Genomic DNA, 21,306 nt, shown 5'->3' on the forward strand with positions numbered 1-21,306 from the left:
TGTTGCGGCGACGTCAGAGGTGCAACACGTTCAATCCACTTTGGCAAAGGTGATCAGTAACTGGCCGGCGAGGATGCCGTCGTCCTGCTGGATGTGTAGGGTCTGGATCCGCCTGCGCCCGGGCGCCGACAAGGTCATGACCATTTTCATGGCTTCGATGCGCAGCAACGGCTGGTTCTCTTCGACGAGGCTGTCTTCGCTGATCAGAATCTCCAGCACGCGTGCAGGCATGGGCGCGAGCAGGGTTGCACTGAAGTCCTGGCGCGCAGTGGCCCCGTCGCCGTCGCGGCGCCTGGCGCTGTGCCAACTGATGCTGCGTCGGCTGCCGGCATGGTCCAGGGTCGATTCTTGGGCGCCATTGGGGGTGACGTGCACGGTCTTGCGTTGGCCATCGACCTTCAGCGCCAAGCGGGTGGTGCCGTGAGGCAGTTCGTCTTGGCGCAGGATATCCAGCACGAGGGTGTGGCCATCTGCAAACACCGCCTGATAGCGCTGGTTGCCGAGGTCTTCGATATGAACCTGTGCCGTGCCGGCATCGCCTTCGACGCTGCCGGCCAATGTCGTGAGCGACGCTGTGTTCGCTGATCTGCTCATGCAGGCTTGCTCCTTGAGGGCTATCAGGACAACAGCCAGTGGCTGTTGCGCTGCGTCCAGGCTGACGCTTGGTGGCTGGCCGGTCGTGGCGCAGGCGCAGAGGGCGGCTGTAAATGCCGCGCCAGTGCCGCCACGGCGTGCATGAGTCGTGCATCCTCGGCGGGCAGCGCATGGGCTGAGGGGAAGTGGTTGCAGATCGACAGGTCATACCTGCCATCGATGAAGGGCGGGTAAGACAGCAGCCACGCGTGCACCGGCAGGTTGGTGCTGAAGCCCGCCACCAGACACTCGTCCAGGGCGGCGCGGGCGCGTTGCACGGCGAAGGCTCGGTGGTTGGCGCAGACGATCAGTTTCAGGCACAGGCTGTCGAACATCGGCGACATCAGTGAGCCGATCTGGATCCCGGAATCCACACGAATCCCCGGCCCCTCTGGGACGCGGTAGTCGCTGACGTGGCCGCCCGTAGGCAGGAAGTCGCCATGGGCACTTTCAGCGCACAGACGGAACTCCAGAGCGTGCCCGTGAAACTGCACCTGCGCCTGGGTGATGCTCAGCGGCTGGCCCTGAGCCGAACGAATCAGTTGCTCGACAATATCGATGCCGGTGATTTGCTCCGTCACCGGATGCTCGACCTGGATTCGCGCATTCATTTCGATGAAGTAGAACTGCTCACTGGCGTCCACCAGAAATTCCACAGTGCCGACACTGTCGTAGCCAACCTCTCGGGCCACGGCCAGCGCGGCGTCATGCAGGCGTTGCCGAACGTCGTCGCTGAGGTTGTGGGCCGGCGCCTCTTCGACGATTTTCTGTCGACGGCGCTGCACGCTGCACTCTCGCGTGCCCAGGTGCAGATAATGGCCATGCTTGTCGGCGATCACCTGGACTTCGATGTGGCGCACGGCTTCCCCGAGAAATTTCTCCAGGTAGAGTTGATCGCTGCCAAAGGCGCGCATCGCTTCATGGCGCACTTCGGCAAAGGCCCCGGCAAACTCAGCCGGCTGCGTCACCACGCGGATGCCGCGCCCGCCACCGCCGAGGGCGGCCTTGAGCAACACCGGGTAGCCGAGGGCATCGGCCGCGCGGGCGCCAGTCTCGACGTCGGCGTCGATGGTCAGGCCTGGCACTACGGGCACCTCGGCGCGCTGGGCTGCCGTGCGGGCGGCAATCTTGTCGCCGGTATGGCGCAAGGCGGCCACGTTGGGGCCGATAAACACCAGGCCTGCGTACCCGCATACTTCGGCGAAGAAGGCATTTTCCGCCAAGGGCCCGTAGCCAGGCGCGACGGCGTCGGCGCCGCAGTCCACCGCCGCACCGATCACGGTTTCGATCAGCGTGGCCGGGTCCCAGGCTTCGACACGGATAGTGGCGTCGGCGGCAAGGACAAAGGGCGCTTCGTCATCGTCGGCGCTGTAAATCACCACGGTCTCGATGCCCAGCAGTTGGCTCGTGCGGATAAAACGGTGTGCGATTTCCCCGCGACAACAAATCAGTATTCGACTCACCATCGTCATGCCCCTGCCAGTTGTATGGGGGTTGCCTCGGCGCTTTGGCCGCGACCCAGGGTGGTATGGGCGCGGGTAAATTCACCGGCGCTGACGGCTCCTGCCACCGAGACTTCCCCGGCCAGCGCCACGGCCGCCGCGATTTCCGCCAATTTGCGCGCATCGTCGGCGCAGCCAAGCATGCGCAGGCATTCTTGCTGGGCGGGCAGGCGTGTGCCGCCGCCGACGGTGCCAACAATCAGGTTGGGCAGGGTCACGCTGGCGAGCAGGTCTCCGTTGTCCAGCACATCGAAGGTGGTGCAGGCGTTCTTGAACGATACCGTGACGAAGGCAGGGTCCTGGCCGCACGCGATGAACAATGCTGTCAGCGCATTGGCCACGTGAATGTTTGGCGCGGTGGCTCCGCGCTGGGCCAGCAAGCTGTTGCAGGCATGCAGGAAGCGCTGCATGCGCAGGGGCGTGGTGCGCAGACGCTGTTCCACCAAGGCCTTGGGGATTCTTACGCTGGCCGACACGTAACGCCCTTTGGCCTGGTCCGCGACGAAACGTTTGTCGCCTCCCAGGGTATTGAAGTAGTAGTCCACCCACTGCGGGCATTGGCTCTTGAGGTAGCGGCACACGGCTTCGTTGGCTTTGGTGGCCATGTTCAGGCCCATGGCGTCGCCGGTTTCGTAGGTGAACGCCAGCCCTACCAGGTCGCCCTGGAGCAGCGGCGTCAACTCCAGCAGACGCGCATGGTTGCTGGTGGCGTTGGCCGTCGCAACAATGTCGACCATGTGCGCCCTGAGCCAGGCGTCGAACTGCGGGGCGTCGCTGGCGTTGTGCAAAACGATCGCGGAAATCTTCGTCAGCGCATCGCCGAGGAACCGGTAGGCCGGCTGCCCAGGTGAAGGCTGAGCGTTGTCCAGGTTGGTAATGGTGCAGCCGCCGCTGTCAGTGATCAGGTTCATGCCCCGGGAAAAGGAGGCGACCAGCGCCCCTTCGCTGGTGGCCAGCGGCACGATGAATGCACCTTGGGCCCGCGTTCCATTGATTAGCAGCGGGCCCGCGACACCCAAGGGGGTGCCGACAAAACCAATGAAATTCTCACAGGTACCTTTGACTTGTTCGCCACTGATCGGCGCACCGCCAATGTAAGGAAACGGGGTGTCCGTCTGTTCCGCGACCCAGGCCAGGCGCCGGGCTATTTGCTCTTTGTGGTAATCGTTACTTGGGTCCCTTGGAATAGCCATGACCATGCTCCCTCACAGTTGAATGTTCGAATGTCTTCTCGCCGGCAGCCCCGGGATCTTGTCCTGCAAAAGTGCGAAATTGGCGATCAGCGTATTGCGCAAGTGTTCGGGTTCCACCAGCCCTTCGATGTAGGTGCGGCTGGCCGAATACTCGGCGCTGGCGTGGGCCTGACGGTAGTCATCTATAAGGGTTTCCCGGCGTACCTGAGGGTCGGCGGCGGCAGCAATATCCTTGCGGAAAATCACATCGACGGCGCCTTCTGGGCCCATCACCGAAATCTCGGCGCCGGGCAGGGCATAGATCAGGTCGGTGGCCGAGCGGTTGGCCAGGGTGGGGTAGGCGCCGCCATAGGCTTTGCGCAACACCACGGCGATTTTCGGCACACTGGCTTCGCAGTAGGCATGCATCAATTTGGCGCCTGCACCAATCACGTTCGAACGTTCCTGTTGCCGCCCCGGCAGATAGCCTGGAACGTCGATCAGCGTCAGCAGCGGAATGCCGAATGAATCGCACAGCCGCACAAAGCGCGCCGCCTTGGTGGACGCATTGATGTCCAGGCAACCCGCCAGCCACGACGGCTGGTTGGCAATGATGCCGATGCTTTGGCCGCCCAGCCTGGCAAACCCAATCACGATATTGCGTGCATAGAGCGGCTGCACTTCAAGGAACGATTGCTCGTCGGCAACCGCCTCGATCAGTTGGCGCACATCGAAAGGCAGGTTTTTCTCGCTGGGGACCTGCTCGGCGACGGCAGGGGTCAGGTAGCGCCAGGTGGCGGGACCTTCCGTCAGTTTTGGTCGGGCGGTGTTGTTTTGCGGCAGGTAGGACAGCAAGTCGCGGGTCAGGCTCAATGCCTCTTCGACGCTGTCCACGAGGAAGTGGGCAAGCCCGGTTTCGCTGGCGTGCATGAAGCCGCCACCGATTTCTTCCTTGGTCACGTCTTCGCCGGTGGCGCGGCGGATCACGGCGGGCCCGGTCAGGAACAGGGCCGATTGATTGTCCACCATGATGATGAAATCCGTGAGCGCCGGTGTGTAGGCCGCGCCGCCGATGCAGTCGCCGAGAACGATGGAAATCTGCGGCACGACCCCTGAAGCCCTGACGGTCTTGTAGAACACGTGGCTGAACTGCGAGTCGGCGTCCACCCCCTCATGAATCCGCAGCCCTGATGAGTGGTTCAGTGCAATGATCGGCACGCCGGTGCGCAGGGCGATGTCCAGCACTTTGCAGATTTTAAGGGCATGAATGCGGCTTGAGCTGCCGCCCATGAAGCTGCCGTCGTGACCGTAGACGATAACTGGGCGACCCTCGATGGTGCCATGGCCGGTGGCAATACCGTCGCCCCGGGTCTTGCGGGCGGCAGCCCCGAAATGCACGCAATCATGCTCGGCGTGGGCGTCCAGTTCGTGGAAGCTTTGCGGGTCGAGCAGGTCGATGATTTGTTGCCGGTGTAAGGCCGGGGCGGGAGCTATCCGTTCACGCGTAGCGTCCCTGACTTCTGGCGAATCTGACATGACTGAGCTCCACTGGCTAAAGAGTGTGCCGAACGCCGTCCCTTGGCTGAGCTGCAGAGATGCGGTCGATGGTTGAAACACGACAGACGGATGCTGCATGAAGGAGACTAGATCTCATGCGATCTAATCGCAAGTATTGTAAGCGAATGTTTTTTAGCGGGGGATGAGTGCTTGAAACGGAGCGCGCGCCGGGTCGGGGGCTGATCCGGCGCGAAAGGTGTCAGTCGATGGCGGCCGTGATGATCTTGTCGAATACCCCGTCGACAATGGCCAAGTGTTCGGCGGGGACCCCGTCCAGCAGCCTGGCACGAATCTTCCTGACAACCAGTTCGGCTTGTTCCGCCAGCTTGCGCCCGGCGTCTGTGAGGTAGAGGGCCTTGGCTCTACGGTCGGAAGGATCGTCCCTGCGTACCACCAGGCCGGCGCTTTCCAGTTGATCAAGCAGGCGCACGAGGGACTGTCCTTCAAGTCCCATATGTTCAGCAAGGGTACGCTGGCGCAGGCCTTCGCCTAGTTTATTGATGAGCCATAAGGGCGTGGTCGTGGCCTCGGACAGGTTAAGATTGCTCAACTCTTCGTCGGAAACCTTGCGCCACACCCTGGCCGCTCGCTGCAGGCGCAGACAAAACGTATCGTCTGCTAAGGAACGTAAGCTTGAATACATCGGTACACCTATTGTTGTATTTAACTGCCGCTTCTCCGGTGGTAGTGGCTGAAGCGATCTGCCTGCCGGTTAACGACGGGACTGCGGGTTAGCTGCAATGCCTCACGGCTGTAGCCTGCTTTAAAGTGAATACACACGAACAGTCAGGATGTATTCACACCCAATTCTAGCAGAGTATTGCCGGCGATGCCGATCCGGCGGGTGCGCCGGAGGCTTGCATGCGGACCCGTGTTTTCGGGAGATTAAGCTTTTTTAGCTGACGGAATTCATGTGGCAGCTCGTCGATTGATTGCATCTTCAGGATTTTCGCGTTCTTGCTTATTGATCACTTGCGTATTAATTTCATAGCGCGCATCGGTGAAACGACTCAGGCCTGGAGGGTGGGAAGCATGGAGCACATACGGCATTTGGGTATCGTTGGCTTGGGATTGCTGGGCAGCTCAATCCTGCGGGCGGTGAAATCAAACTATCCCCATATTCACCTGCACCTCTTCGATGGCAGTCGCCAGGTCTGCCATGAGGTTGAAGCGCTTGGCCTCGCGCCGCGGTGTGCGGGCAGCCTGGCGGAGTTACATGAGTGTGACCTGGTCGTGGTCTGTGTGCCAACGGGGGCGGTGGCAACGGTGGTCATAGCGTTGGCCGAGGGCATGAAACGCGGCGCGGTGTTGACCGATGTCGGCTCGGCCAAGCAAATGGTGATCAATGAGGTGGGCGATCGCTTGCCGGCGCATGTTTCATTTGTGCCGGGCCACCCCATGGCTGGCGGCGAGCAAAGCGGGCCGGGGGCCGGGCGTGAGGATCTGTTTGCTGGCAAGAGTTGCCTGTTGATACCCCTTGCCACCACGCCGACGAGTGCCATCGAACGTGTCGAGGGATTCTGGCGGGCCCTCGGTGCCGTCACGTGTCGGGTCGACGCGCGCCAGCACGATCACATCGCCGCCTTGACGTCGCACCTGCCCCATTTGATTGCCTTCTCGCTGATGGAGACCTTTGGCGATCAATTGGCCATCAACCCGCAAACCGGTTCATTCATCGGGCGCAGCTTTTTCGAGCAGATTCGTCTGGCCTCCTCGGATGTGACGGTGTGGACCAGTATCTTTGAAGACAACACTGCCGCGTTGCTGTCTCAGACCGAGCATTTCATCGAGGTACTGAACCAATGGTGTGCGATCTTGCAGGAACGCCCGGTGGAGTTGCATGGCAAGATCAGCCACTCATCGGTATTGGCCAACAGATTGTTGGGGCGTGTGGTGTAGGCAATGAATAACGTTGAACTGGCACGCTTGCGGGAAACCATCGATGAGCTGGACGAACAGCTAATCATCCTACTTTCTCGACGGTTTCAGGTTACCGAGCAGGTAGGGCGGCTCAAGGCACGGCAACAATGGCAGGCCCAGGATTCTGTGCGCGAGTCACAACAGGAACAGCGCTACTTGGCTCTCGCTACACAGCACGGCCTTAACCCAGTACTGATCCTCAAGATATTTCGCACAATTATTGACGAGGTTGTGTGCAATCATCTTTCGGTTATCGGCGACTGAACCGCGCTTTATCGATCCGTTCAGCTACCCGGTAAGCGGCCTCCAACTCCGAGCAACCGTTCTCCTGCATCAACCTCCAGCGCTCAGCTTTTTCCTCGGGCTCCGTCATGGCCAAGGCGAGATAGAGGCTGGGTGGTACGGTTCGAAACAGCGTTTCGAGTTTTTTCGACAGCACGACCCCCTCAGTGTATTTCCCAGGCTCCTTACTGGCGGAGAGCAACAAAGCTTTCTGTTCCGGCGTGAGCTTCTTGAAGCGGGCGATTTCCTCTATCTCCGCAGGGGGCATGTTCAAACAAATCCACCATTCGATCATGTTGAGCATGGTCTGCGCGGCAGTAGGGAAGTCGGCAAGGTTTTGCGTCGCCAGCCAGAACCAGGCCCCAAGCTTGCGCCACATCTTCGTCCCCTTGACCACAAATGGCGCCAGTAGCGGGTTCTTGGTGATGATGTGGCCTTCGTCGGTGACCATGATGATTGGTCGGCCCAAGTACTGGTCGCGCTCGGCAAGGTTGTTCACGGTGTTCATCAGGCTGATGTAGCTGATGGACATCTGGGCTTCGTAGCCTTCGCGAGCGTACGTGGCCAGATCGACAACGGTAACATCGCTTTCGGGCCAAGGCGTACCCTCGCGATCGAACAGTTCGCCCTCGAATCCCTGGCAAAACAGGTCGATGGATTCGCCCATTTCCTGGGCACGTTCACGACGCTTCTCTGGTAAGTGCAAGTCGGCGGCGGTGCGCAGCAAGGCGTCACGTACATCGCGGGTCAGTACTTGGCGACCCGCCGCGACACACGCCTGCGCCGCTTCGAAAATGCACTCGCGGATCAGGCTGCGATCAGCCCGGCTCAGACGAGCTTCTTCCTTGGCCTCGCCGCCAGTGATCATCAGCCGGGCGGTGATCTCCAATTCGCCGAGCACATCACGTTGGTCTTCACGATTGGTTACCGCCTCATCGTCCCACTCATCAATCGACAGACTCGCCACCTTATCTGGCTGCTCGACTAGACGGTAAGCATCAGCGAAAGGCGCGAGGCTGACCAAGGCGCCAGGTTTCAATTGGACCTTGTTGACCGACAAACCCTGCGTCGCGAAGTAGTCGCCTTGTAAGCCAAATGAGTTGCCGGCTTCGACGATAAACAGGCGAGGACGGTACACCGCCATGACTTGCATCAGCAGGGTGACCAGGGTGGCTGACTTGCCGGCGCCGGTCGGACCGAACAAAAGCAGATGCCCGTTCATGGCCCGGTCCAGGCATGATAATGGGTCGAAGCTCAATAGCGAGCCGCCGCGGTTGAACAGGGTGATACCCGGGTGACCGGTGCCGGTGCTGCGGCCCCAAACCGGAACCAGGTTCGCCAGGTGCTGGGCGAACATCAGGCGGGTGTACCAGTTGCGTGTGTCGCGGGCCGGGTTGTAAGCCATCGGCAACCAACGCAGGTAGCTGTTGCAGGCGGCGACCTCATCGCCTTCACGTACCGGTTGCAGCCCCGCGCCCAACAGCGCGTTGGCCAGGCTGACCGAGCGCTGGTGCAGTTGCTGTTCATCGTGACCGTGCACATAGAACGCCAGGGTGCCGCGGTACAGCTTGTGCTGGCGACCGATGATCGCACGAGCCTCTTCGACATCCTGACGGGTCTGGGTCGAGGCCAGGTTTTCACCGATGGCTTTGCGCGCCAATCGGTTTAACTGGTCTTCGAGCACATCCTGCGGCTTGACCACCAAGGTCAGACTCATCACCGTGCCTTCGGGTAACTGGTCGAATAGGGCATTGGTTGCATCACCCTTACGGGTTTCTCCGGTGAGTTGACCAATCGACGGTGCCCGTCGCAGTTTGTCCACCACCATGACCCGATGGGGTTGCTCATCGAAGTACCAGAGTCCTCGTTGCACATCCGAACGCGGTTCGTTGAAGAATAGCCGTTCGGCAAAGTCATGATCGAAGGGCAGTTCCAGCGACTCACCATCGCCCAACTCCGGATAGGCCACGCGGTGGTAGAACTCCTCGGGCGCTTCATCGGTTAGATTGGGTGCCGGATTGAACCAGGGCACCAGCCAGGCATACAGACCGCGGCCATCTACTCGCGTCGATTGCACCCCACACGTCTGCAACGAAGACGCGATACGTTCGCAAGCCTGATGCAGGGATTGCACCGGGGTGAGTCCTGTCTCCTCAGCGTCAGACTCAAGCCAGCGATAGACCACCAGGCGCACCCGGCGGTTATTGCCACGCCAGGGCAGGCGCGTCACCACCTTATCTTCAAACAGACCGCCGGGCTTGGCGATGGCCTTCAGATGACGGCGGCTGAGTTCCAAATACGCCTCCGTGAAGACCGTGCCTCGGGCGCTATACTGAACATAGCCAGTGAGCCGGTTCAGGTAGGGGGTGAAATCGTTGTCGTCCTGGCAGAAAAACTGCGCCACCCAAGGCGCTTGATCCAGCTCGTCAAAACTATCCTGCAGGGCATCCTCAAGGGCATCTCGGGCCGCCATCAACCAATCGGGTTCGCGCCCTTCAGTGCCGATGGGCAGCAACTCGAATACCGCACCCACCGAGCGATTGTCATCCAGCAGAAAACACTGTTCGGTGTCGAGATACTCGACCCACGGCAGGTGATCGGTGAAGCTAGGGTTGTGCGCATAGAGTGTGGCGTCATCGGCCAAGGTGGCGCGAGGGCGCAATGGGTGGCGCCAGGCTTTCCACGCGGCAGTGCGGTTGCCCGCATCGCCGGTACGCACTACAAGTCTTCCTGACGTTCACCAGGCAATGCGTACTGCACCCGTTGGTAGAACGGAAAGACGGTCGAGTAACCCGGGATCGGTGCCTGCTCGGTACCACTCAGATGCGGATACACGTACAGCACCAGATCGGGATTGGGCAGGCGCGGGAACAAATTGTGGATCTCGTTCGTCGCGGTGCGCGTGTACGGTTCTTGGAGAGAGGCGGAGAAATCTGCCTGGGCCAGCGGACGGCGTAACTGCTGCCGAGCATCCAGCAGTTGCTGCTGAGTGCCTTGCGAACCGGCACCGTTCCAGATGTCCAGCATGGTTTGCTCGCCATGGGGCAAAAGCGTGTCCTTGTCGGTGGAACACCCCGTCAGGACCCAGCAGAGCAAGCTAATCCAGGTCAGGCAGAGAAGCATGGTCTTTTTCATGGCGAACGCTCCGGCCCTTGGGCTCGTAGTCGATGGTGATCTCATGGTCGAGGTGCAGTGCGACCTGTGCGGCAGGTGGCACGTACACGGCAGCAAAGGCTTCGCCATACAGTTTGTTGACCCACTCGCGGATGTCGCCGACCCCACCGCTGAGAATTGAATTCAGCGTGCTATTGCCATTGCTGCTGGTGACCCCGAGCGTACTGCCGCCCGAACTGATCACGCTGCTGTTGTGCTGCTCATCCCCGAGCAAGGCAGCGACACCGGCGCCAGCCGCGGTGATCAGGCTCTGGCTGCCGAGGTACTGTTGGGCGTTCGAGCGGCGCTCGCCGGCAATGCAAGGAATGCCATACGGATCGGACAGGTAGCCGAGTCCGCCGCGGATCTTGTCGGTGTTCGAGCTCTGGGCGGTGGAGGCATTGCGGCTGGCGACCGCCTTCGGCTGAGGTACCGTGCGGATGGTGCCATCGGTAAACACAAAGGTGATTGACTCGACCTGTCCGCGTACACAAGACAGAGTCCAGTCACCGGACGCCGTACCGCTCATCACGGCCCCCGCGACGTCCGGCAGGTCGATGCCGTTGGCAGTCAGGTTCTCGGGGCCGACCAGCACCTTGAAGGGATAGGGATCATTCACCGTGCCGTCCACCGGGACTCGGCCGATCAGCGCGGTCATGGCGACCGAGCCCATCAATGTCGCGTTTTCGGGAATGGTGTAGACCGGCTTCGCGCCTTCGGTACGATCAGCGGATCGCGTCGGATCACGCTCACCCTGGGTAACTGCACGCAGCTGTTTCTGGCTGCGATCAATAGCGTTGTCTTTCAAGCCTTCCAGTGAGTTGAAGGCGGTAGGCAGACTCAGTGCGGGGGAGGTCTTGGTTTTGCCTCGGGCGTCGGTGGGTGGAGCATCCGAGGGCTCAATCCACTGCAACGCATCATTGGCAAAATGCTGCCCGTCGAACTGCGCCCCGTCGCCCGGCTCAAGCCCCAATCCGATCGGCATGTCCTTGCCTTTACCGGTCAACCCCGACAACTGCTCCTGCAAATGCGTCAGCAGACCGCGAGCCTGGCGACTGTCTTGTTCCGCTTTGAGTCGGGCCTCGTTGGCTTGGCGACGGCCCTCGTCGACCTGCTGGGTCACGCTGCCAAGAGCCGTCTGGATACGCGAATCGACGCTGTTTTCTCGCTCGCGCAGGCGGTTGTTCTCCGTCTGCAGCGAATCGTTGTGTTTTTTCAGGCCGAGCATGTCGCTGCGCATGGCCTTCACCTGGCCGACCAAGGTGGCGACCGTGTCGCGTGGGGTATCGCCAGCAATGCCGAGCGACTTGGCTTGCTCGGCGGATAACCGGATGTTGCCCTGATCAACTGGGTGCTCTGGAGAGGGAGTATTACCGGCGATCCAGGTTTTCAGGATGATAAACACCACGGCCAGTAGCGCAGCCGGTACCAACCATTTGAGCAAGGCGTTAGCCTTCATCGTCAGCACCTCGCGCAACGGACGGGAGCAGCACGGCGTGTTCGAGGCCGGCACCGCGAGTGACGAGGTAGACGATCGTTGTGTCTTCTGCACTGCCGACCGGCCCGAGGAAAGCATGCTGGAAGGTCGCGGCGAACAGCTTGGCCTGAAGCCGACGTGGATCGAGTTGCACCATCTCTGAACTACGATTGCGCAATTTCACCGCCGTCACCCAATAGTCATCGAGCCGCCAGGCGGCGATGGGTGTGCTGGACACGTTTTCGCTCGGCAGCAGAGTCGGCAGTTCGGTGCGTAGCTTGAGCGGGACGCGGCGTACATTGGGTAGAGACTCCACGGTGCGCAGCGGCGCGTACAGGCTTTGCGCGGCATAGCGCGTCAAAGCGACCGGGATCGGCGTGCGTTCTGGAGCAAGGAAAGTGCTAGATTCAGCCTCGGTAGCTTGCACCTTGGCATTCTTGAGAATACGCACGGGCTCCAGCGGTTGATCGCCAGGCGTGGCCGCGATATCCAGCAGGGTGATCTCGCCCGTCGCGACCGATTGCAGTTGCAGTCGGGTCGGTGCAATGGCTTCCGACGCGCGCAGGTACAGCGTGCCGCCGGTTGATTGCACGCGCAGCTTACCCGCCAGGGTTGAGGGCACGCCGACTCGAATATCCTCATCGACAAAGACCACTCGTTCCTGATTGATCACCAGCGGAACCGCGAGGGGGAGGCGTTCCCAGTGCATCAGTTCGACGGCCTGCGCTGCAACTCCCCATAGCATTAGTGCGATGGTGAGCCCCAGGATAGAAATCCGCGTCATAGCTCACCTCCAGGCAGAGCGATTTTTTGCGGCGTGCCCTGATAACAGTCCAGTGCCAGCCCCCACTTATTGCGTTCGGGGTCCAGATCAAAACGCACCACGCGTAATGGATAACGTACCGCCACCCGTTTCACCGGTTCGGCGGCGTAATACTCATCCGCGTTGAGGTCTAGGGTGACCAGCCAGCTGTCGCGATCGAGTTGCTTGACCCTGAGTTCCGGATCTTCGCTATAACCTCGGCCCAGAATTTCGTAGACGCCACGCACCCGCTGGCGAAGTTCGCCGGCGGCCTTGCGGTATTCGTAGTCTCCGTCAAGGAAGGCCTTGCAAGCAGGTGTCAGGTAGGACTGCAAGCCATAGATGGCGCGGCGATAATCCTGCTCGCCATCTGAGGGCCAACGATTGAGCTGACCAAAGATGTAGAGGGCAAAAGCATAGACATTCTCTGAGGGGATATCCCACCATTTGCGCGTGCTACCCGAACGCAGATCCGGGGGGACATGTACGGTCAGGTCGGTAGGTGCCGTGCGCCAGCCATACCAGAGTCCGGCACAGAGCAGGGCGAGAATTACTACCGCCAGACGCAGGCTGAAGATATGGGCCTGTTGGGCATCGACCTTGTTTCGGAATCGGCTCATGGCAGCCACCGGGACAGGGCAGGGCGCAGTCGACGCGAACGGCGAACCGTCCAGGCGCCGGAGTGCAGGATCAGACTGCTGCGCCCCAGACGCCAGCGGCTGGCCGCTATCCATTCGAGCTTGCGGTACAACCAGGTCTCTGGCCGGGCCCGTTTGGCGCGACGCAGTAGCGTGCCGCCAGCAAACAACACTAACGCCATGCTTGCGATCATGCTGGTCGGCGCCATGGCAATGGAGGCGGTGGCGATCGCCAGAGGAACGCCCAGCAGCAGGCCAATGACGGCGCCGGTGCCGAGCGCTAACCACATCTCATCATTGGTTAAACCGCGCAAGACGGCGGGATCACGGTTGAGCCGCTCCGGTAGAAAAACCAAGGTGCCGTCGGCAAGGCGTTCGATAGCGTCGTTCATGCCAACCTCACAGAATCGCGGCAGCCTTGGTCAGGAACCAGATGATGATTACCACCAGCAAGGCTCCGATGCCGACGACGGCGCCGAGGTCTTTCCAAGTCTTGCGCTGGTTCTGCACGTCGGCATATACAGTCAGGGAATGCCAGGCCACACCCAAGAAAGCGAGCAGGGCGATCAGCAGGCCGAGGAGGATGCCGCCGTCGTAGGCGTAGTTTTTGATCGTCTCGATCAACCCGGAACCTTCACCGCGTGAAGGGGCTTCCATAGTGGGTAGTTCCGCAAAGGCTAGGCTTGGGCCGAGCACCAGCAGCAGACCGATCACGCGCTGACTGGCACGATCATGCAGGTTGTTTTTCAGGGGGATAAGGAACTTGAGCATGACGGTGATCTCCGGTGTTAGGACAGGGTGAAGAACATCAGGACCAGCAAGGTGAGCAGCACGCGCGCTGCGCTGCCGCCGAAGGCTCCGAAGCGCACACTGCCGGTGGCCCATCCCCGGTAAGCCGTCCACATCACCCAGGCACACCACAGCAAACCAAGGACCAAAACCAGGCATAGCCAGAGCGACGAACTGCTCTGCGCCGAAAAGCCGGAGGCGTTTTGGAAGGCAGCTGTCTGCGCGTCAGTCATGCTCATGGCGACGGCTCTACGGACGGGGTGTCGAGGCGATAATCGCCGACCAATTCAGTGGGATCGCGGGGTTGAGCGCGAGAAGGAGAGAGATAGCCTTGCACGCCTTGGCGAATACGTTGGATGTCCTGCATCAGAGAGGGATAGTCGAAGCGATAGCGATTGCCAGGTTCAGACGCGCTGGTTGCCGTCGCTTGAGTTGCAAGACGTTCGATAATGTCGAGTTGCTGCAGAATTAGACTGAGCTGTTCCTGCTCATGAGCAGTTGCGGCATAGCTGCTCCCATGGACGATAATCAGTGAAAAGAGTAAAAAATAGCGAAAGACGGTAGTCGACATGACGTTGGCCCATTTGGAGATTGAGCCAGAATTACGTTAGAGGTCGAATTATTCAGTCACAAACGCGAAGTGAGATGTATCGCTTTTCAGGGGGCTCGGCGCAGGTTGGCGTGTCCAAATAGCCAGCCACGCAAGATTCGTGACATCGGGGCCTGGAGTTTCCGGCCGCCTCCGATTGGAAACCCCTTCGTTTCACCATTCCCAGATATCGACGCAGTAGGTACTGCTGCAGATATTTCTCCAGTTCGCCTCTTTTCAATTCACCTATGTTCTCGAAGTCATCGCACCCTTTAGGTGGTCAGAGGATCAAGACGGTTCGTAGGAGTCTCTCATTGCGATTTTGTATTGCCCTGATCAAAGGCTTTAACGGCCGAAGCACATGAACAATAAATCTTTCATTTGACATTGATTGCGCCAAGAAAATACAACAGGAAGAATTTCAGGGAAGTCGCCATCATCTCCGTATCATCGCACAGATGATGGCCATTGAACTTCAGCAGTTTAGGTCGCTCTATCTGTTTTAGCAGGAGTACATGTGGAGAACGCCTCTTATAGCTTCAGCACTCAACCCTACCCACCTAGACAGCGTTTTGAAGTCTGGCGTGAAGAGGTGAATGCACTCTTTGACGTGAGGATTGGCGAGTCTGAATCAATAGCGTTCAACTATCGGCTGACCACCTGTTACCTGGGCGCGCTGTTGATGGGGTGCGGCGTATGGGAGGGCACACAAAAACCAGTGCATTATGATGTCAAACGGTCAGCTCAGATGATCCGCCGCGACGGCCTCGACCATTACTATATCTGCCTAGGCCTGTCTCATTCGATCAACGGCTTGGCCGGTCAGGCACCGTTGGTGGCATGTCACTCGCAGATTTATGTGTTGGACCTTGCTCAGCAACTGGATTGCGTTATCACGGCAGGCGATACGATTATCCTGACGGTTCCTCGGGACTTGCTGGCAGCGCAATTAGGCAATAAGGACATTCATGGGCTGGTATTGAGGGGCGGTTTGAGCGACCTGCTTGCCGATCACATGCGTGCACTACGAGCGCGGTCAGCCAGTTTTAAAAGTGATGAGACACTCTATATACAACAAGCGACTCTGGCCATGGTCGCGGCCGCGATAACACCCTCCATTCCAAACCTCAAAAGCGCTGAAACCGAAATTGATCGCTCACTGTTCAACCGCGCCCGGAACCTGATCGAACAGCATCTGCTGAACCCCGATCTGGCGCCAGCGTTCATATGCCGGCACATGGGGATTTCAAGGGCTGGACTCTATCGTTTATTCGAGCAAGAGTCCGGTGTTGCGGCTTACATACAACGACGCCGGTTAGACAAGATAAGGGCTATTCTCCAAGGAGATAGCAACGTTCAGCATCGAACCTCCGGGCTGGCCTTTCAATTTGGGTTCAAAAGCGAGTCACACTTCAGTCGCTCGTTCAAGAAGGCTTTCGGCTATTCGCCAAAAGAGGCGCGGGACTGCCTCATTGCATCTGAACACTTCGGCTCAGCAGGCCAGACCTCTGTGCACACTGGTTTTTCGCTTCGGACCGTGCTTGATCAAATGACTTCGGGTTGAGACGGACAGGCAAGGAATTGGGACGCAGGGGCAAAGAATTTTTTCTCGTTTTTTTTTATTACGTTTTATAGTTGATATCCCTTCGATCCGCCGGATTGATGAAATTTGTACAGCTATTACTCTACTCAATCCAGGTGAGGTAGGTTACGGATGTCTCAATTCGATCATCTACTCAGTTTTTCAGTCAACAAAAGGATGTGTGATATGTCGCTGCTTAAGTTGTATGTAATGTTAACCACACTTGCGCTTTTGAGTGGCTGCAATGCTCTTGCCAGTAAGACGAATATGTTGAGTGACGATGACGTAAAATCTCAAAGCGCTGGTGCGTTGGGCTATGCTCCAGCCGACCTGACAGTTATCAACCGGCGAACGCAAGGTACCAATACCTACGTACTGCTAAAAACCAATGATAACAAGCAGTTTAACTGCATTATCAACGGAGGTAACATCTTGACATTCGGCATGTCCAACCCGCCAGCCTGCGCACCAAAAGGTCAGCCGATAAAGAGCGCACCGTTTGGAGGATAAGACTGCGTACTCAAGCAGCATTCACGCTCATCAATTTTTACGGCAGAAAAGGTTCAGTATGCCTGAATGCAAATTGAAGTATTTGATATTAATTCTTTTGTCAGTGTTAGCATCCGGCTGTGAAGTGCTGGCAAATACTGTGCCCACCATTCCGGACGTTATAAATCAGAATAAGTTTGAGGGGGCTAATATACAGGTAGCATATGCTCAATATGGAAAGCCCGCCCAACTGGTTAAGAATGCTGACGGCGGGTCTGTTGCGAGATGGTTTTATGAAAGTCAATATTCCTTAACGGACACTGCGAATACCGTCAGCGCAGGCCCTAGCGGTGGCGTGATGCTGACACCTACATCCAGCACAAAATACTATGATAAAAAATGTACTCTAGAAATTGCATTTAACGCGCAAAATATAGTCACTGACTATAAGACCATTAAAAACTCTCCCGGAAGCTGTAATAAGTGGTTCTAATTAAGGCATGGGTGGCCCCGAGATGCGCGCTGAATCAAGATAGTACGATCCAGCGCGCCACCCCATGCCAGCTAACAGTTGGCACGGTCGAAGGGTTAGGCGTTACCTCGGATCCAGGATGGCACATGCACGGAGCAAGTTTTTTGAACTGCATGAGTAACTAGACGAGCTCACTCCTCTGTCGTAGGGTTGCTTTTCGTTGGGCGAAGGCTGGGAATGGAGAAATCACATGAGCACCACAAGGAAATTCGCAATGGTTTTGTCTGCGGTGGGCATTTTGGGCGGATGCGCCGTAAACAATTCTGACACGCTCGCTCGCAAACCCATGAGTACGCTTGAGCAGGATCAGCAATTGGTCGCTATGGGGATTCTTCCGCCGTCTGTTTTGGAAATTGACGCCGAATTGGAAAAGGTTCCGCCTAACAGTCCTAGAGCCCTCCAACTGCTGAAACAGAAGCTTGCGGTCACTCAGCAACAGCAGAACAGACTTCGAGCAGAGGAAGCCTTAAGCCCGCCAGCTATAGCCCCCTCTCAACCGGAAGAGCAAGAGCAACGCATGTGCTCTGTGAATAATGGGTCCGCCATATATTTAGTGCCTTGCTAAAAGCATTTCAGTGCAAAATTTCGGCGAGCGCGAGGAGGAGGGCGAGCCGTGCATGACGACGGCCTGCTACTATCGCCAGCTTGACCGCGTGATCGGGCCTGACCAATGGCGGCAATTTCGCTTTCCAGCTCCGCTCCACATGGAGCCGGGGCTGGGACACGCCGAGCCCAATCAACTCGCGGAGGTTGAGGTTCTGGGGATGGGTTATGGGCTGTATTGGGAATGCGATGTACGTGGACTAGTCTACCCCCGACCTGATGGCGGGGTATCTGCGCCACCAACGCCTATTTTGGGCGCTCGAATTGGTTCCTTGCCGGATCGCTAAGCAGCGGAAAACGGGCTGCTGCGATCATGAGTTTGATCCAGTCATGCGCGCATGAATGGGCATGATCCATATGCTTATCTGAAGCAAGTTTGACTTGTCTGCCGACGCGACGGGCGATTGAGATCATGGAGTTGCTGCCGCACAAGTGGGCATCCGTTTAACTACGCAAGGCGTGTTCGCCGTGCGCCTACCGTCATTTGGCCTATATAGCGGACATTGGGCCTGTGCACTACCAAAGTAGATTGGGGGATTGCTGCGCGCAAATCCATTTCTTAGCGAAGGCGTACCTCAGCGCGTAAGCAGCCGAAACACCACTCGCGAAGGATGACCACCCCCGTAATGATTTTAGAAAAAAGCTTAACTTAGCGCTTAGAGATATTTTTTGAACGTCGCGGCTGTGATTGCCGTAGTCACCCCAAGCATCACGGAGCAAGGTAGAAATATCACCATTGGATTAATCGTAAAGGGCAGGGATAGGTAGATAATCCAAGGCACGACCAGTAGTGGTATTACCGCACGTTTAGCACGGTGATAAACAAAACTACTCTCTCGGCCAGCGCCAAATTTGCGTAGGTCGCGGCGCATCAAACCATCGACAAAACCAGTAAACGTGGCCAACAAAAATAGTGGTGTGGACAGGACCAGAATGGCCAGGCGCACCACGAAGGTAAAGGTCACATACACCGCCGCCAGCACGAAATCCTCAATGCTTACGTACAGCTGATTGATCCAACTCCAGAAGTTTTTGCCCTGGCTCGACACCCGCGCCTGCTGGGCAAAATCTGCAAAGCCGGTCTTGACCAACAACCATTGATTGAGAAAATCCAGCCACTGGACAATCGTCTGTCCGGGTTGTTGAATGATGAGTGAAGATTTGAAGTGCTCGCTGACCCAACCCAATTCGCTACTCAACATGGCTTGGCTGTGTCGCCAGCCCTGATCACTCCAGAATAGCAGCAAACCGGCGAATTCAATCAGAATCGAGAACAGCAGTGAGGCAACCAGCAAGCCGATGATGCGCTGGACCAGGCTGATGGCCGAGACGATCATTCCCGGATGCTGGATCGGTTGTGGCGGCGTGTTCTGTACGGAAGTCACCATCATTCACTCCATTGGTGCCACATGGCTGATGGCGTTAACGCGCCTTCTGTATGTGTTTTGCTGAATCGAAACCAGGAGGGGTAGGGCTACCCCACCTGATCTAAATCGAAGTTGGTAGTTGGGCCGCCACTGCTTGCGCTCCACCACTGCCCCGCTTGCGCGTTGTAGGTCGCCCGCATTCGCTGGGTGAGCTCCTGCAGGTCCTTGGGCATGGCATCGTCGTTGGAGGGTTTTGGCAATGGCATGCGGACTTTCCAGAGCTGCCCACCGGCCTGGAAGGAGAACATTTGCCCCTTGGGCAAACTGACGATGTGAGCCGGCTCGATCAGCGGCACACTGGTGCTGCTGACACGGTCCTGCGAGGAGGAGGTGAAGTCTGTATTGGCTTCAGGATCGGAGGTGTCGGTGGCACCCGACACCAGGGTCTTGGTCAGCACGTTAACCTTGGGCAACTGCTGGGTGAGCAGTTCCGCAGTGGCGGTTTCGCGCACGCGGAGCATCTGTAGGGTGTTGAAATTGCCGATCACCTGACCGGCCTTCGCGCGGTTACCGATTCGCGCTTCGATATCGCTGAGGGTCTGGGTGTAGGCGGTTACCTGGATACCGGCACCGCCGCCCTTGTTAATCAGCGGGATGAATTCATCACCCATCAACTCGTTGAATTCATCGGCGTGGAGGTTGATCGGCAACTTGTCACTGTTGTTACCCGATTGGGGCAGGCCATGGTCGATGCCGTGTTTGTAGATGTGTCCGGCGACCGAGACCAAGTCGGCGAACATGGAGTTGCCCACCGCGGCGGCCACCTCGGCGTCGGTCAGTGCATCCAGACCGACGTAGACGATGCCGCGTTTTCGGATGATCTGCATCCAGTCGAAGATTGGCCGCGGGTCATCTAAATCGGTGTAGTTTGGAGCCAGTAACTGGGCGGTCTTGCCGGTGGTGAGTTTCTCCAGCAGCGGCAGGAGCGAGGCAACGATTTTGTCGAAGTAAGTACGGTCATATCGTACCGCCGAACGCAGTCCGTCCATTACCGGATCAAATACCCGCTTCAGCGCCAAGTACTGCTCGATGGCCACCACACGCTTTTCGCGCCCGATCATATGCCGGGGGATGTTCTTCTCGGAGAGCTTGCCTTCAAGCTGGACGATCACTTCCCACGCCTTTGGGTCGGTCTTGGCGAAAAACTGCTGGGCGTATTCGATAAACAGTGCGTCGATGTTGACCACATGTCGCTGGATCTGCAGGTAGTCCGGACGTCGGCCCAGCTCGATCAGAGCGCGGGCAATGATGTTGACGAAACGCCAGGCGAACTCGCGAAAGGCTGCGGAGTTGCCTTCACCACTGAGCTGCCCGGCGATGCGCGACGCCACTTCCGAAATACGTCCGAAACGCCCCACGGCGTTGTAGCGGGCGGAGATCTCCGGCCAGCCTAGATGGAACACATAAAACTCCTTTTCCCGACCAGCGCGTTTGGCTTCGACGTACATCCGTTTGAGCAGGTCGGCATCGCCCTTAGGATCGAAGACGATGACCACCTCATGTTCGACGCGGTGAATGTCCTGGGTGATATACACCTCGGCGAGCCGGGTCTTGCCGACACGGGTAGTGCCGAGCACCAGGGTGTGTCCGACCCGTTCGCCCAGCGGCAGACTGACTTCCGTTTCATCGGGCTCGACCCCATGCAACAGTGGCGAGCCACCTACCGGGGGCAAAGGCCGCAACGGATTGAAGGCACTGTCCCAGGCCGTGACACGGGCCAGTATCGAGAGTGGAAACGGTGCATGCTCCAGGCGCCGTTCGAGTCCACGGGCCAGGCGGTAGCTGGTCGGTTGGTCGACATAGTGGGCGACCGCCGGATCCTGGGCCTCGACCAAGCGCTGGGTATGCAGGCGGGTCCAGCGAAAGCCGCGACCCATGAACAGACGCTTGCGGCTTACCGGAATCTGCCGACTGGTCAGCTCGTAGCGGGGCAGCCGCCGGATATTGCGCCGATAACGCAGCACCTCCCAAGCTTGTCGCAGCCGGATAAGGCCGAACAGGGCATAGGCCAGCGCCGCCACCAGCCCGATCTCGGATGACAGGGCCACAGCCCAGGGCGAGTACACGCACAACACCGCGGCAGCGATACAGATTGCTACGGTGTACAGCTCCACCGCTGGCCGGAGCTTGGACTCCATCGCATGCTCGGCCATGACCTG

Annotated in this window: 22 protein-coding genes and 1 pseudogene; 7 read left to right on the top strand and 16 right to left on the bottom strand. The window is 58.4% G+C overall.

Annotated features, from left to right (window positions below; all coding sequences use genetic code 11):
• Positions 1-30 precede the first annotated feature (30 nt).
• The 5 genes from AC19YS_RS15180 to AC19YS_RS15200 all read right to left on the bottom strand — a co-directional run bounded on the left by AC19YS_RS15180 (position 31) and on the right by AC19YS_RS15200 (position 5,507).
• Positions 31-594 carry an acyl-CoA carboxylase biotin carboxyl carrier protein subunit gene (locus AC19YS_RS15180; protein WP_078466831.1) on the bottom strand — a complete coding sequence of 188 codons (564 nt, stop codon included), beginning with the start codon at positions 592-594 and terminating at the stop codon, positions 31-33.
• A gap of 23 nt (positions 595-617) precedes the next feature.
• Positions 618-2,099 carry an acetyl-CoA carboxylase biotin carboxylase subunit gene (locus AC19YS_RS15185; RefSeq protein WP_078466830.1) on the bottom strand — a complete coding sequence of 494 codons (1,482 nt, stop codon included), beginning with the start codon at positions 2,097-2,099 and terminating at the stop codon, positions 618-620.
• A gap of 2 nt (positions 2,100-2,101) precedes the next feature.
• Positions 2,102-3,328, bottom strand: a complete 1,227-nt coding sequence (locus tag AC19YS_RS15190) for a hydroxymethylglutaryl-coenzyme A reductase family protein (RefSeq protein ID WP_070413167.1) — start codon at positions 3,326-3,328, stop codon at positions 2,102-2,104.
• Positions 3,329-3,340: 12 nt separating this feature from the next.
• Positions 3,341-4,843 (bottom strand): acyl-CoA carboxylase subunit beta, encoded by a 1,503-nt coding sequence (locus AC19YS_RS15195; protein WP_070413166.1) that lies wholly within the window; start codon positions 4,841-4,843, stop codon positions 3,341-3,343.
• Between the two features lie 220 nt (positions 4,844-5,063).
• Complete coding sequence (locus AC19YS_RS15200; RefSeq protein ID WP_078466828.1) at positions 5,064-5,507, bottom strand: MarR family winged helix-turn-helix transcriptional regulator; 444 nt, start codon at positions 5,505-5,507, stop codon at positions 5,064-5,066.
• 389 nt (positions 5,508-5,896) lie between these two features.
• Between AC19YS_RS15200 and AC19YS_RS15205 the strand changes: the two genes are divergently transcribed.
• Positions 5,897-6,763 (top strand): prephenate dehydrogenase, encoded by an 867-nt coding sequence (locus tag AC19YS_RS15205; RefSeq protein WP_070413165.1) that lies wholly within the window; start codon positions 5,897-5,899, stop codon positions 6,761-6,763.
• A gap of 3 nt (positions 6,764-6,766) precedes the next feature.
• Positions 6,767-7,048 carry a chorismate mutase gene (locus tag AC19YS_RS15210; RefSeq protein ID WP_070413164.1) on the top strand — a complete coding sequence of 94 codons (282 nt, stop codon included), beginning with the start codon at positions 6,767-6,769 and terminating at the stop codon, positions 7,046-7,048.
• Here AC19YS_RS15210 and AC19YS_RS15215 read toward each other — a convergent pair.
• Genes AC19YS_RS15215 through AC19YS_RS15255 form a run of 9 tightly spaced genes read right to left on the bottom strand, consistent with a single transcriptional unit; the run spans position 7,035 to position 14,496 of the window.
• Positions 7,035-9,785: a conjugative transfer ATPase gene (locus AC19YS_RS15215; RefSeq protein WP_078466827.1), complete on the bottom strand. Its 2,751-nt coding sequence runs from the start codon at positions 9,783-9,785 to the stop codon at positions 7,035-7,037. The two genes, AC19YS_RS15210 and AC19YS_RS15215, sit on opposite strands and share 14 nt — an antisense overlap.
• A complete protein-coding gene (locus AC19YS_RS15220) occupies positions 9,785-10,201 on the bottom strand; it encodes a TIGR03751 family conjugal transfer lipoprotein (protein ID WP_058426018.1) in 417 nt (138 codons plus the stop codon). The genes AC19YS_RS15215 and AC19YS_RS15220 overlap by 1 nt, the downstream gene beginning before the upstream one ends.
• Complete coding sequence (locus AC19YS_RS15225; protein ID WP_070413463.1) at positions 10,164-11,678, bottom strand: TIGR03752 family integrating conjugative element protein; 1,515 nt, start codon at positions 11,676-11,678, stop codon at positions 10,164-10,166. The genes AC19YS_RS15220 and AC19YS_RS15225 overlap by 38 nt, the downstream gene beginning before the upstream one ends.
• Positions 11,668-12,480 carry a TIGR03749 family integrating conjugative element protein gene (locus tag AC19YS_RS15230; protein ID WP_070413464.1) on the bottom strand — a complete coding sequence of 271 codons (813 nt, stop codon included), beginning with the start codon at positions 12,478-12,480 and terminating at the stop codon, positions 11,668-11,670. Before AC19YS_RS15230 ends, AC19YS_RS15225 begins: the two co-directional genes overlap by 11 nt.
• Positions 12,477-13,118 carry a PFL_4703 family integrating conjugative element protein gene (locus tag AC19YS_RS15235; protein ID WP_070413465.1) on the bottom strand — a complete coding sequence of 214 codons (642 nt, stop codon included), beginning with the start codon at positions 13,116-13,118 and terminating at the stop codon, positions 12,477-12,479. The genes AC19YS_RS15230 and AC19YS_RS15235 overlap by 4 nt, the downstream gene beginning before the upstream one ends.
• Positions 13,115-13,528, bottom strand: coding sequence for a TIGR03750 family conjugal transfer protein (locus tag AC19YS_RS15240; protein ID WP_070413466.1), 414 nt, complete (start codon positions 13,526-13,528; stop codon positions 13,115-13,117). Before AC19YS_RS15240 ends, AC19YS_RS15235 begins: the two co-directional genes overlap by 4 nt.
• A gap of 7 nt (positions 13,529-13,535) precedes the next feature.
• On the bottom strand, positions 13,536-13,907 hold the full coding sequence (locus tag AC19YS_RS15245) for a TIGR03745 family integrating conjugative element membrane protein (protein WP_070413467.1): 372 nt from the start codon (positions 13,905-13,907) through the stop codon (positions 13,536-13,538).
• A 17-nt stretch (positions 13,908-13,924) separates the two neighbouring features.
• Positions 13,925-14,164: a TIGR03758 family integrating conjugative element protein gene (locus tag AC19YS_RS15250; RefSeq protein WP_070413468.1), complete on the bottom strand. Its 240-nt coding sequence runs from the start codon at positions 14,162-14,164 to the stop codon at positions 13,925-13,927.
• Entirely contained in the window at positions 14,161-14,496 is a 336-nt protein-coding gene (locus tag AC19YS_RS15255; protein WP_070413469.1) for an integrative conjugative element protein, RAQPRD family, read from the bottom strand. Before AC19YS_RS15255 ends, AC19YS_RS15250 begins: the two co-directional genes overlap by 4 nt.
• Before the next feature lie 535 nt (positions 14,497-15,031).
• On the opposite strand from AC19YS_RS15255, the gene AC19YS_RS15260 reads away from it, so the two are divergent.
• The 5 genes and pseudogenes from AC19YS_RS15260 to AC19YS_RS15280 all read left to right on the top strand — a co-directional run.
• A complete protein-coding gene (locus tag AC19YS_RS15260) occupies positions 15,032-16,078 on the top strand; it encodes a helix-turn-helix domain-containing protein (RefSeq protein ID WP_083294012.1) in 1,047 nt (348 codons plus the stop codon).
• Positions 16,079-16,282: 204 nt separating this feature from the next.
• Positions 16,283-16,606: a hypothetical protein gene (locus AC19YS_RS15265; protein ID WP_070413470.1), complete on the top strand. Its 324-nt coding sequence runs from the start codon at positions 16,283-16,285 to the stop codon at positions 16,604-16,606.
• The gene (locus AC19YS_RS15270; protein WP_120265759.1) at positions 16,596-17,078 is read left to right on the top strand and encodes a hypothetical protein; all 483 of its coding nucleotides are present in this window, start codon (positions 16,596-16,598) and stop codon (positions 17,076-17,078) included. The genes AC19YS_RS15265 and AC19YS_RS15270 overlap by 11 nt, the downstream gene beginning before the upstream one ends.
• Positions 17,079-17,307: 229 nt before the next feature.
• Positions 17,308-17,682, top strand: a complete 375-nt coding sequence (locus AC19YS_RS15275; protein ID WP_070411930.1) for a hypothetical protein — start codon at positions 17,308-17,310, stop codon at positions 17,680-17,682.
• A 291-nt stretch (positions 17,683-17,973) separates the two neighbouring features.
• Positions 17,974-18,168, top strand: a pseudogene (locus AC19YS_RS15280) (transposase domain-containing protein); the annotation flags it as partial.
• A 208-nt stretch (positions 18,169-18,376) separates the two neighbouring features.
• On the opposite strand, the gene AC19YS_RS15285 reads toward AC19YS_RS15280, so the two are convergent.
• Both AC19YS_RS15285 and traD read right to left on the bottom strand, forming a co-directional pair.
• Entirely contained in the window at positions 18,377-19,108 is a 732-nt protein-coding gene (locus tag AC19YS_RS15285; protein WP_070411929.1) for a TIGR03747 family integrating conjugative element membrane protein, read from the bottom strand.
• A gap of 86 nt (positions 19,109-19,194) precedes the next feature.
• Positions 19,195-21,300: a type IV conjugative transfer system coupling protein TraD gene (traD, locus tag AC19YS_RS15290; RefSeq protein WP_070411928.1), complete on the bottom strand. Its 2,106-nt coding sequence runs from the start codon at positions 21,298-21,300 to the stop codon at positions 19,195-19,197.
• Positions 21,301-21,306 lie beyond the last annotated feature (6 nt).

The sequence above is a fragment of the Pseudomonas sp. MF08831 genome, from assembly GCF_059862645.1.

Bases quoted from the DNA above. Each gene is read 5' to 3' on its own strand.
- AC19YS_RS15240 (WP_070413466.1), bottom strand. From the start codon at position 13,528: ATGAACGACGCTATCGAACGCCTTGCCGACGGCACCTTGGTTTTTCTA.
- AC19YS_RS15200 (WP_078466828.1), bottom strand. From the start codon at position 5,507: ATGTATTCAAGCTTACGTTCCTTAGCAGACGATACGTTTTGTCTGCGC.
- AC19YS_RS15230 (WP_070413464.1), bottom strand. From the start codon at position 12,480: ATGACGCGGATTTCTATCCTGGGGCTCACCATCGCACTAATGCTATGG.
- AC19YS_RS15220 (WP_058426018.1), bottom strand. From the start codon at position 10,201: ATGAAAAAGACCATGCTTCTCTGCCTGACCTGGATTAGCTTGCTCTGC.
- AC19YS_RS15225 (WP_070413463.1), bottom strand. From the start codon at position 11,678: ATGAAGGCTAACGCCTTGCTCAAATGGTTGGTACCGGCTGCGCTACTG.
- AC19YS_RS15210 (WP_070413164.1), top strand. From the start codon at position 6,767: ATGAATAACGTTGAACTGGCACGCTTGCGGGAAACCATCGATGAGCTG.
- AC19YS_RS15265 (WP_070413470.1), top strand. From the start codon at position 16,283: ATGTCGCTGCTTAAGTTGTATGTAATGTTAACCACACTTGCGCTTTTG.
- AC19YS_RS15180 (WP_078466831.1), bottom strand. From the start codon at position 594: ATGAGCAGATCAGCGAACACAGCGTCGCTCACGACATTGGCCGGCAGC.
- AC19YS_RS15245 (WP_070413467.1), bottom strand. From the start codon at position 13,907: ATGCTCAAGTTCCTTATCCCCCTGAAAAACAACCTGCATGATCGTGCC.
- AC19YS_RS15255 (WP_070413469.1), bottom strand. From the start codon at position 14,496: ATGTCGACTACCGTCTTTCGCTATTTTTTACTCTTTTCACTGATTATC.
- traD (WP_070411928.1), bottom strand. From the start codon at position 21,300: ATGGCCGAGCATGCGATGGAGTCCAAGCTCCGGCCAGCGGTGGAGCTG.
- AC19YS_RS15205 (WP_070413165.1), top strand. From the start codon at position 5,897: ATGGAGCACATACGGCATTTGGGTATCGTTGGCTTGGGATTGCTGGGC.
- AC19YS_RS15195 (WP_070413166.1), bottom strand. From the start codon at position 4,843: ATGTCAGATTCGCCAGAAGTCAGGGACGCTACGCGTGAACGGATAGCT.
- AC19YS_RS15190 (WP_070413167.1), bottom strand. From the start codon at position 3,328: ATGGCTATTCCAAGGGACCCAAGTAACGATTACCACAAAGAGCAAATA.
- AC19YS_RS15235 (WP_070413465.1), bottom strand. From the start codon at position 13,118: ATGAGCCGATTCCGAAACAAGGTCGATGCCCAACAGGCCCATATCTTC.
- AC19YS_RS15275 (WP_070411930.1), top strand. From the start codon at position 17,308: ATGAGCACCACAAGGAAATTCGCAATGGTTTTGTCTGCGGTGGGCATT.
- AC19YS_RS15250 (WP_070413468.1), bottom strand. From the start codon at position 14,164: ATGAGCATGACTGACGCGCAGACAGCTGCCTTCCAAAACGCCTCCGGC.
- AC19YS_RS15285 (WP_070411929.1), bottom strand. From the start codon at position 19,108: ATGGTGACTTCCGTACAGAACACGCCGCCACAACCGATCCAGCATCCG.
- AC19YS_RS15185 (WP_078466830.1), bottom strand. From the start codon at position 2,099: ATGGTGAGTCGAATACTGATTTGTTGTCGCGGGGAAATCGCACACCGT.